The sequence below is a fragment of the Enterococcus termitis genome, assembly GCF_001730305.1.
GTDB classification, from domain to species: Bacteria; Bacillota; Bacilli; order Lactobacillales; family Enterococcaceae; genus Enterococcus_L; species Enterococcus_L termitis.
Window position 1 is genome coordinate 396,309 of record NZ_MIJY01000012.1, and the last position, 10,219, is coordinate 406,527.

Here is a 10,219-nt window from a genome sequence, read left to right on the forward strand (position 1 = left end):
ATAGTAAAAGAAATAAAGGCAGAAAATAACCTGCAAGATAACGGTTATTCTCATACCGTTAATAACGTGAAGAATAAATTTTGTGCAGCAAGTTATCAAGGTCGATCGTATCCATTTTTTCATTATAATTCGTGATAAAGAAGAAATGTTTTCCCTGTTTTCTAAGGTAAGAGCAATCAACATTGCTGATGACTAAATCGTAAGGATGGCTGATGACCAGTGGTTCAGCTTGAGCAAATGAGGTTAGTTCAGCATGCTTGATCCACCATTTAGTTGCCTGTTTTTTAAATAATGAGCTGTCTTCAATAAATATACCGACAGTTACCTTTGCCTTGATACACTCTTCATAAAAATCTAAAATATAGGCATATTTTTTAATCAGGAGATGAGTGTACTTGCTGTCCTCAAAAAGTGTTGGGTATTTTCCCTTCAAGTGATCAATAAATGCAATGATAATGTTAAATCGATTGTTCTCTTGGTGGTCAATAGGGTATGGCTCCCAGTAATAGTTGACGTTTCCTTTGAAAATCAAATAACGATAAGCAATCGAGTTTAGATAGTAATTTAACATAGTAAGATGCCGCTTACTGAGTTGAGCATGTGGATAAATCTGCTTCATAAAGACTATAAATTCCTCATTCAGTGTTAGAACGAAAAGATTACTACTTTTTTCAATAGAATCCAGCTCTTTTAAAAAATAGGAATGAATAGGAATGATTTCTTCTCCTAGTAGGAAAAGGAGTAGTAAGGTAGTTTCGTTTGGAAGCATTTTAAAGGAATAGTAGACTAAAAAAGAAGTAAGAACCTTATTGATTTTTTTAAAGAGAGTCGTGGTTTTTAAGGAGCGTATAAATTTTTTTTGATTCGTGATTCCGGTTTTATTATTAAAAAATGGTGCTTGATCACTATAGTCAGAGATATTCTTTTGAGCATTCCTTCTTTTTAATAGGCTTAGATAAATGATCAGCTTTCTTCTAGAAAGAAAGGATAAAGGAGAGCCTAAAATTGCTTGTATTTCATTTACGGAGTCATAAATCCTAGGATCTATATTAGGAAGTTTCAACGGTTCTTTTGAATCCGTAATAAGATGAAGAGAAACATAGAAAAAACGAATCTGCAGCTCGGATCCTAAAAGATAGCCATTTTGAATAGACAAGTCAAATTCTTTCAGTAAGTAATTTAATTCATTGATTTTTCTAAAATAGGTTGAATGGCTGATTCCGATTTTTTCACATAAGCGAATGGGGTCAATCGTTCCGCAAAGCTGTAATTCTTCTAAAATCCTATATTTTGGTGCGTGAACAATTAATTTATTAAATAAAGTGTGGATCGAATAGTCTGGTTTAGTTTGAAAACGAATGGAGTGTTTTGTTACTTCAAGCGTAAATCCGTTACTGGAATCGTTTGCATAAGTGATCAAACTTTCAGTTACTTTTGTTAGAATATAATCGCCGATCTTTAGATGTGCCAACAGTTCTTTTTTGGTCGCAGAGCCTCCAGCATTAATTATATATATAAGTAAGTCAAGTTGATACATTTCCATTTTTTCTAATAGATCAAATTTTTCCAAAACAAATCTCCCTTATATCAATTGAGAACGATATTTCTAAAAATAAAAAGTAGAAATTCTCGATTTTAAAGATATTTTTATCATTATCTATTAAAAACAAGGAGAATACAATCCTGTTTAAGGAAAAATGTATATTTTTTGGTAAAATCCGTTGAACTATTTTCCATTATCATAAAATCATACAAAATCGAAAGCTTGGTAAAAATAGCTTTTGCTTGATTGCTAAAAAAATGGTATTGTATCTTTGTATGTTTATGTTGGATTTCATAAATATTGCGTACTATTTAATATTAGAAAGGATATGTCTGTAATGTATGATCTTGGTGATATCGTCGAAATGAAAAAACCACATGCTTGTCAGGCAAATCGTTGGGAAATTATCCGAATGGGTGCCGATATTAAAATAAAATGTACCAACTGCGGTCATATCGTTATGATGACACGTCGTGATTTTGAAAAGAAAATGAAGAAAATTTTGGAAAAAAATAATAAAGGATAGTGAATGATCAATGGCATTAACAGCTGGAATCGTAGGTTTGCCCAACGTAGGGAAATCAACTCTTTTTAACGCAATTACAAAAGCAGGAGCAGAAGCAGCAAACTACCCGTTTGCGACGATCGACCCGAATGTGGGAATGGTTGAAGTACCAGATGATCGTTTGCAGCGTTTAACAGAATTAGTAAAACCTAAAAAAACAGTACCAACAACATTTGAATTTACAGATATTGCAGGTATCGTAAAAGGTGCAAGTAAAGGTGAAGGTCTAGGAAACCAATTTTTGAGTCATATCCGTCAAGTTGATGCGATTTGTCACGTGGTACGTTGTTTTGATGATGATAATATCACTCACGTTGAAGGACGCGTGGATCCATTAGCGGATATCGATACGATCAATTTAGAATTGGTTTTAGCTGATTTGGATTCTATCAATAAGCGCTATACTCGTGTTGCTAAAATTGCTAAAACAAAAGACAAAGATGCTGTCGCTGAATTGGCCGTGTTGGATAAACTTAAGCCAGTCTTGGAAGAAGGATTATCTGCTCGAACAATCGAATTTACGGAAGAAGAACAAAAGATTGTTAGAAGTCTGTTCTTATTAACTGCAAAACCTATCTTATATGTAGCGAATGTATCAGAAGATGAAGTTTCTGATTCAAACAATAATCCTTATGTCCAACAAGTTCGTACGTTTGCTGCGAATGAGAACGCAGAAGTTATTGTAGTGTGCGCGCGAGCAGAAGAAGAAATCGCTGAATTAGACGATGAGGACAAGGCTGAATTTTTAGAGGCCTTAGGCATTGAAGAGTCTGGTTTGGATCAATTGATTCGTGCAGCATATGATCTGTTAGGCTTGGCAACGTATTTTACAGCAGGTGAACAAGAAGTTCGTGCATGGACTTTCCGCAAAGGAATCAAAGCACCTCAAGCAGCAGGAATTATTCATACAGATTTCGAGCGCGGTTTCATTCGTGCCGAAACAGTGTCCTTCGATGATTTAAGTACCTATGGCAATATGCAGGCTGCTAAAGAGGCTGGAAAAGTCCGTTTAGAAGGAAAAGAATATGTTGTACAAGATGGCGATGTTATGCTTTTCCGTTTCAATGTATAGGAAAAATTTGCTAAAAACTGTTTTTCTCCCTAAAAAATGTGTTAGAATACTTTTTAGGTAAAGACTGCCCCGTTTTTCATGGGCGAGGAGGACGCAAAAAATGGAATCAGAAGCACTTCGAGATATTGTTTCAGAGAATCGTGAGCTTGAACAAAAATTGACAAAGAGAAATGAACAGTATATTTTTGATTTAAAAAAATCATTAGTAGCAGCCAACCTTTCTGAAGAAGCGCAGACATTGGCTTTGCATGAGATTTTACCCCAATTGGTAGAAGGTCAAAAGAGTGGGAAAACTGCACGTCAGTTGTTTGGTACAGTATCTGAACGTACGGAGTCTATTTTAAATAAACCAGAAGAACTACCAGAATCAACACCGACACTGATGTGGCTGGATAATACGTTATTGTTATTTGGGGTAATGACGTTGATGTTCTCGATCATGATGATGTGGTCTAAAGGTAAAACACAGCCTTTAGGATTACTGACACTTGTCTTAGCATCGATGGCTGGCGGATATGTATTCTATCTGATGTATAAATATGTTTACCAGTACGATCGTCCTGGCATGGATAAATCAAAACGTCCAGGCTGGTTTAAAACTGGCTTGATTTTAGTCGGGTCAATGCTATTATGGTTAGCCGTATTTGCAGGGTCAGCGATGTTGCCAGCAGTGATTAATCCGATTTTTGATCCAGTAATCGTGATTATTCTTGGCGGAGTAGCATTGGTAGTCCGTCATTTCTTAAAGAAAAAATACAATATGCGCAGTAGTTTAGCACGTTAATATGTAGAATAAGAACAAAAACACTCAAAACAAAATCTGTTTTGAGTGTTTTTATTTAAAAAAGGTTAGTATTTGAAATATGCACTTTTTCAAGGTACTTTAATTATAGTAGAACTATAATCTTGAAAGGGTGACATGATGACCGAATGGATCAACAAACGAAGTCGACTATTGATTTTCATTAGCTTTCTTCTGTTAAGTTTTTTATCTTTGTATATTGTCTACTTTCAAAATGGTCATATTTTAATCGGTGATGACTATCATTTTCATCAAAATCGTATTGAAGGACTGGCACAATCGTTAAAACATGGACTATGGTTTCCTAAAGTTAGTTATTTTTTTATTGGCGGATATGGGTATGCTTCGAGTTTGTTTTACCCAGATTTTTATCTATATTTTCCAGCTCTTTTAAGAGTTGCTGGATGTTCTTTAGCTACGAGTTTTCTTTTTTTTGCGATGGCAATCAATCTGGGTACCTTTGGATTGACCTATTTATCCGGGCGTTATATGGGGTTACCTAAGCTTAATAGTTATCTGTTTTCTTTGTTGTATACACTATCGATCTACCGGTTACAAGATTTTTTCAATCGTCAAGCGATCGGAGAATTACTGGCAATGAGTTTTTTCCCTTTAGTCTTAGCTAGCTTATCATTGCTAAAAGCAGGGAAAGTACAAAAATGGTGGCTCTTAACAGTTGCAATGACAGGGATCGGGTTAGCTCATTTTATTTCCTTAGAAATCATTAGTCTGTTCATTGGTTTGTATATCATCTTGAATGCCTCTTATTTTCTTAAAAAGCCAATCATTGTTGCGTTTTTTAAGGCTGCAGTCATGACGGTGTTATTATTAGCCTTTTATTTATTTCCAGTTTTTGAACAGATGAGTCGTATCACGTTTCAAGTAACGGCTAAGCCACTGACATTGATTTCTACTAAAAGCTATTCTATAGGTGAATTACTGAAAAATAGCTTTGAGAACCGCGTTTTTCATGCTTCTTCAGCGAATATAGGAATTATTCTTTTAATGGGGCTGTTCGTCTATGGGGCAATGCTTTTTAAACGAGAAACAGAAAATAAGGAGTTGATTTTTCTTTCTTTCCTGTTTATGTTGATGACCACGAATCTTTTTCCCTGGCAGCTCTTTGACCATACGCCATTAAATACGATTCAGTTTCCGTGGCGTTTTCTTTCTGTCGTTACATTGTTGTTAGCCTATTTGATTGCAAATGATTCTATCGGCATATTGAAAAGAGTACCTTATGGGTCTGTTATTGTGCTGCTCTTTATTTTACTGGGTGTTGTACTGTATGAATGGGAAAGTATTCGTACTGAAAATAGTCGGGTATTATCGCATCAGAGCTATGATCAGACAAATAGCTATTATATCGGTGCTGGTCACGAATATTTACCAAAAGAAGTAAATTATGATCAGTTACTGAAAAATAAAAAAAGAAAAATGGCTTATGATCCAAATGAGCTTGAACTGACGAATGTCAAATTACCATTTGGCGGTGCAACATTTGACTATTCTGTAAAAAGCTCACGAGAAGCTACGGTCACACTCCCTTTTATTTATTACTATGGTTATCAAGCAGAAGTTGTTGAGGACAGCAAAACCCAAGTGGTCTTAGGGGCATTGAATAAAGAAAATGGACTCGTCGATATTCCGTTATCTGGAAAAGGTAAGGTCTCTGTTTCTTATAAAGCAACTTGGATACAAAAAGTTGCTTTAGGGATATCTCTAGGAACACTGTTTATATTTCTCCTAGTAAAATTGTCTATCTTTCACTCCCAAGGGTCTAAAGAAGAGAAATAACCGTCGTTATCCTTTGGCTTGAGTGGCAAAAACATGAGAAAAATCTCATGTTTTGCAAAACGAACAGAAAATTTATTTAAAGGAAGAAATGCTGTTGACTTCCCTTATATTATCTGTTATTTTCTTATATAAAATTAAATAGAGGAGTGGTCTAGAAAATGTCTAACTGGGAAACAAAATTCGCGAAAAAGGGTCTAACATTTGATGATGTTTTATTGATTCCGGCGGAAAGTCATGTACTGCCAAATGAAGTAGATATGAGCGTGCAGCTAGCGAAAAATATCAAATTGAATATTCCTCTGATCAGTGCAAGTATGGATACGGTCACAGATAGTAAAATGGCGATTTCAATGGCTCGTCAAGGTGGACTAGGAGTGATCCATAAGAATATGAGTATTGCGCAACAAGCAGATGAGGTTCGTAAAGTAAAACGTTCTGAAAGCGGAGTAATCATTGATCCATTTTTCCTAACACCAACTAATTTGGTAGCAGATGCTGAAAATCTGATGAGCAAATATCGTATCAGTGGTGTGCCAATCGTTGAAACAATGGAAAATCGTACATTAGTAGGTATTATCACTAACCGTGATATGCGTTTTGTAACAGATTATCAAATGAAGATCGAAGAAGTCATGACGAAAGACAATTTAGTAACAGCCCCAGTTGGTACTTCTCTAAAAGATGCTGAAAAGATTTTACAAAAACATAAAATCGAAAAACTACCGATTGTTGATGAAAACAATCGTCTAAGTGGATTGATCACGATCAAAGATATTGAAAAAGTAATCGAATTTCCGAATGCTGCGAAAGATGAGCATGGACGTTTGTTAGTGGCAGCTGCAGTAGGTGTGACAAGTGATACCTTTGAACGTGCCGAAGCGTTATTGGAAGCAGGCGCAGATGCGATTATTATTGATACAGCTCATGGTCACAGTGCAGGTGTGATTCGTAAAATCAAAGAAATTCGTGATACTTTCCCAGAAGCTACGTTGATTGCTGGAAATATTGCAACAGCAGAAGGCGCAAAAGCGCTGTACGATGTGGGCGTTGATGTGGTTAAAGTTGGGATCGGACCAGGTTCTATTTGTACCACTCGTGTAGTAGCAGGTGTTGGTGTACCTCAGTTAACCGCGATTTACGATGCAGCTTCTGTTGCTCGCAAATATGGCAAAGCAATCATTGCAGATGGCGGAATCAAATATTCTGGTGATATCGTCAAGGCATTAGCTGCTGGTGGACATGCGGTAATGTTAGGAAGTATGTTAGCTGGAACAGATGAATCACCAGGTGAATTTGAAATTTATCAAGGTCGTCGCTTTAAAACATACCGCGGTATGGGTTCATTGGGTGCAATGGAAAAAGGATCAAGCGATCGTTACTTCCAGGGTGGAGTCAATGAAGCGAATAAGTTGGTTCCAGAAGGTATTGAGGGTCGTGTAGCATACAAAGGCAGCGTATCTGATATTGTTTTCCAATTGATTGGCGGACTAAAATCAGGTATGGGTTATGTAGGTGCAGCGGACTTAAAACAATTACGTGAAGACGCACAGTTCATTCAAATGAGCGGTAACGGATTGAAAGAATCCCATCCTCATGATGTACAAATCACCAAAGAAGCACCAAATTATTCTGTAGAACAATAAGAATACGAAGAGGCTGGCACTGAAGTGTAGTGAGTACTTCTGTTTCCGCCGTTTAGTTGAATTTTAAGGGCTGAGCTATAACTCGAAGAGTTGTAGCTCAGCCCTTTTATTGTATAGGACGTTCGTCGGTAGAACCGTAATACATGTGCATCGGTTTAGTCTTATTCCCTAATAGCTGTTTAGATGGAATGATTTCATAGCCTTCTTCACGTAAGCGATCGATCACGATCGGAACAGCTTCCACAGTTTCTGGATGAATATCATGCATCAAGATAATGGCATCGTTGTATTCAGTATCATGAACTCGTTGAATAATTTTGTCTACATTATGACTTTGCCAATCTTGTGAGTCGACCGACCATTGAATGATTGGTTTATTGATGATTGCTGCGACTTCAGGAGTCACAGCGCCATATGGCGGTCTAAAATCAGTAGGCAGCTTCCCAATAGCACGATAGATAGCTTTATCTGTATTTTGAACTTCTTCATTTATACGCTCTGGGCTGAGTTCAGTTAACTGGGGATGAGAATAAGAGTGACTAGCAACTTCGTGCCCCTCTTCCGCTGTACGTTTAACAATCGCTTCGTTTTTTACTACGTTTTGTCCTAACATGAAAAATGTAGCATTGACCCCTTTATCTTTTAAGATATCTAAAAGTTTGGGTGTTGTTTTAGGATTGGGGCCGTCGTCAAATGTTAGCGAGATATATTTTTTATTTGGATCCAAGGCAACAGGGGGAGTCTCTTGGAGCGATCTTGGATCAACAAATTCTGAATTGATATAGCCGGTAATTTCATTATAAGGCAAGGTCACTTCTTTTTTTCCAGTTGGATTATCAGGTAAATTCAAGCTGATTTTATCTGGATAATAGGTAAATGCTGTGTCTTGTATAGAAAACTTCGGCATAGTGAGCACTCCGTCGATAACAGCATTTCCATCAAGGCTGTCATCTAGTAGTTTTTGCTGAACGATTTGCTGAACGGCTAATAAATTTGCTTCGCTAGTAAAAAGATCCGTAAGGGTTAAACGTTGATTGTTTTTTTGATTGACAACAACCGATGTTTTTCCCGTATTTGTTTGTTTAGACCAGTCTTGCTTATTCTTTTCCCAAGTGTACGTTGTAATAAAGGGCTGATACCTATTTAATTGCTCGGTTATTTTAGTCATTTTCAGTTGTCCCACGATTTTTCGAGGGGCGTGGTTCGCTCGATCTTTTTTTATCGTATCGATCATTGCAGTCAATTCACTTTTTAGTGTTGAGAATTGAGGGATCGACTTCGTCTGAGCGGGATTATAAAGAAGAGTTTGTATATCATTTGTTGTTTCTAAAAATTCTGTACTTTCTATGGGCTCTTCTTTTTGCGCTTGTCGAATCTTCTCTACAAGTGCAGCCGCTTTTTGCTGGTAGTCATTGTTTTCGTCCTCTTCTGCGGTTTCTTTTGTATCATGCTGGATTGCATGAGTGACATAAAGACCACCGCCAATCAAAAGAAACATACTAGTAAAAAGAGAGAGAATAGCTAGCTTTTTACCAGTATGTTGATTTCTGTTTATACGTCGACTGTTTCGAGTGCTATGTGCATGCCTATTTTTATCCATGATCTTTGATTCCTCTATGTTTTGACTTATCTTTTTACAATAAATCAAATGTAACATGCACAAATTCTGTTTTCAACAGCCTAATCATTAAATTAAGGATTTCTTTGACTCCTTATTTGATCAATTTGAGGTCTCCCATATAAGGGACTAATACTTCTGGGATGGTAACTGAACCATCTTCGTTTTGATAATTTTCTAAAATAGCGGCTACTGTTCGGCCGACTGCCAATCCTGATCCATTTAAGGTATGCGCATATTGAACTTTATCATTTTCGTCACGGTAGCGGATCATTGCACGGCGAGCTTGAAAATCTTCACAGTTTGAGCAAGAGCTGATTTCACGGTATGCATTTTGCGCAGGGATCCAAACTTCTAGGTCGTAAGTTTTAGCAGCAGAGAAGCCCATATCGCCTGTAGCAAGCGCCATAACTCGATAAGGTAAATTCAATTTTTGTAAAATGTCTTCCGCGTTTGCTGTCATTTTTTCCAATTCTTCATAAGAATGCTCTGCATCACTAAATTTGACCATTTCGACTTTGTTGAACTGATGTAAACGAATCAAACCACGTGTGTCTCGACCAGCACTTCCTGCTTCTGAACGGAAAGAAGGACTTAGAGCTGTAAAATAAATCGGCAAATCTTTACCATCTAAAATCTCATTATTATAGTAGTTTGTCAGCGGCACTTCTGCTGTTGGAATCAATGTCATATCCGTGCCTTCTAGTTGGAAAACATCTTCTTTGAATTTAGGGAATTGACCAGTTCCAAACATAGAATTGCTGTTGACGATATAAGGGGTCATCATTTCAGTATACCCATGATCATAAACATGCATATCCAGCATAAAATTATATAAAGCACGTTCTAAACGAGCGCCTAATCCCTTGTAATAGACAAAACGGCTGCCGGCAACTTTGGCTCCGCGTTCAAAATCAAGAATGTCTAACTGTTCAGCGACATCCCAATGAGCTTTAGGCTCAAACGCAAAGTTTCTAGGTTCACTCCATCGACGAACTTCAACGTTGTCATCTTCATCTGCGCCGATAGGCACACTGCTATGTGGTAAGTTTGGTAATGTTGTAGAGATTTCTTGCAGTTTAGATAGCGATAGGTAACCTTTTGAAGTTTGCTTTCTTAGCTACTAAAAGCAAATAACTTCTCTAGGTTTTCCCCCGCTCCACACCGTACATGCACCTT

Annotated in this window: 7 protein-coding genes and 1 pseudogene; 5 read left to right on the plus strand and 3 right to left on the minus strand. The window is 37.1% G+C overall.

Annotated features, from left to right (window positions below; all coding sequences use genetic code 11):
• Nucleotides 1–58: 58 nt before the first annotated feature.
• The gene (locus BCR25_RS09250) at nucleotides 59–1,570 is read right to left on the minus strand and encodes a helix-turn-helix domain-containing protein (protein ID WP_069663327.1); all 1,512 of its coding nucleotides are present in this window, start codon (nucleotides 1,568–1,570) and stop codon (nucleotides 59–61) included.
• Between the two features lie 310 nt (nucleotides 1,571–1,880).
• Between BCR25_RS09250 and BCR25_RS09255 the strand changes: the two genes are divergently transcribed.
• From BCR25_RS09255 to guaB, 5 genes are all read left to right on the plus strand, one after another.
• Nucleotides 1,881–2,069 (plus strand): DUF951 domain-containing protein, encoded by a 189-nt coding sequence (locus BCR25_RS09255; RefSeq protein WP_069663328.1) that lies wholly within the window; start codon nucleotides 1,881–1,883, stop codon nucleotides 2,067–2,069.
• A gap of 10 nt (nucleotides 2,070–2,079) precedes the next feature.
• The gene (gene ychF / locus BCR25_RS09260; RefSeq protein ID WP_069663329.1) at nucleotides 2,080–3,180 is read left to right on the plus strand and encodes a redox-regulated ATPase YchF; all 1,101 of its coding nucleotides are present in this window, start codon (nucleotides 2,080–2,082) and stop codon (nucleotides 3,178–3,180) included.
• A 100-nt stretch (nucleotides 3,181–3,280) separates the two neighbouring features.
• Nucleotides 3,281–3,964 carry a DUF1129 domain-containing protein gene (locus tag BCR25_RS09265; protein WP_069663330.1) on the plus strand — a complete coding sequence of 228 codons (684 nt, stop codon included), beginning with the start codon at nucleotides 3,281–3,283 and terminating at the stop codon, nucleotides 3,962–3,964.
• Nucleotides 3,965–4,099: 135 nt separating this feature from the next.
• Entirely contained in the window at nucleotides 4,100–5,779 is a 1,680-nt protein-coding gene (locus BCR25_RS09270) for a glycosyltransferase family protein (protein ID WP_245792119.1), read from the plus strand.
• 158 nt (nucleotides 5,780–5,937) lie between these two features.
• Nucleotides 5,938–7,422 (plus strand): IMP dehydrogenase, encoded by a 1,485-nt coding sequence (gene guaB, locus BCR25_RS09275; RefSeq protein ID WP_069663332.1) that lies wholly within the window; start codon nucleotides 5,938–5,940, stop codon nucleotides 7,420–7,422.
• Nucleotides 7,423–7,528: 106 nt separating this feature from the next.
• On the opposite strand, the gene BCR25_RS09280 is transcribed toward guaB, so the two are convergent.
• Together BCR25_RS09280 and serS are read right to left on the minus strand one after the other, a co-directional pair.
• Nucleotides 7,529–9,022, minus strand: coding sequence for a polysaccharide deacetylase family protein (locus BCR25_RS09280; RefSeq protein WP_069663333.1), 1,494 nt, complete (start codon nucleotides 9,020–9,022; stop codon nucleotides 7,529–7,531).
• A 112-nt stretch (nucleotides 9,023–9,134) separates the two neighbouring features.
• A pseudogene (gene serS / locus BCR25_RS09285) lies at nucleotides 9,135–10,121 on the minus strand (serine--tRNA ligase); the annotation flags it as partial.
• Between the last annotated feature and the right edge of the window lie 98 nt (nucleotides 10,122–10,219).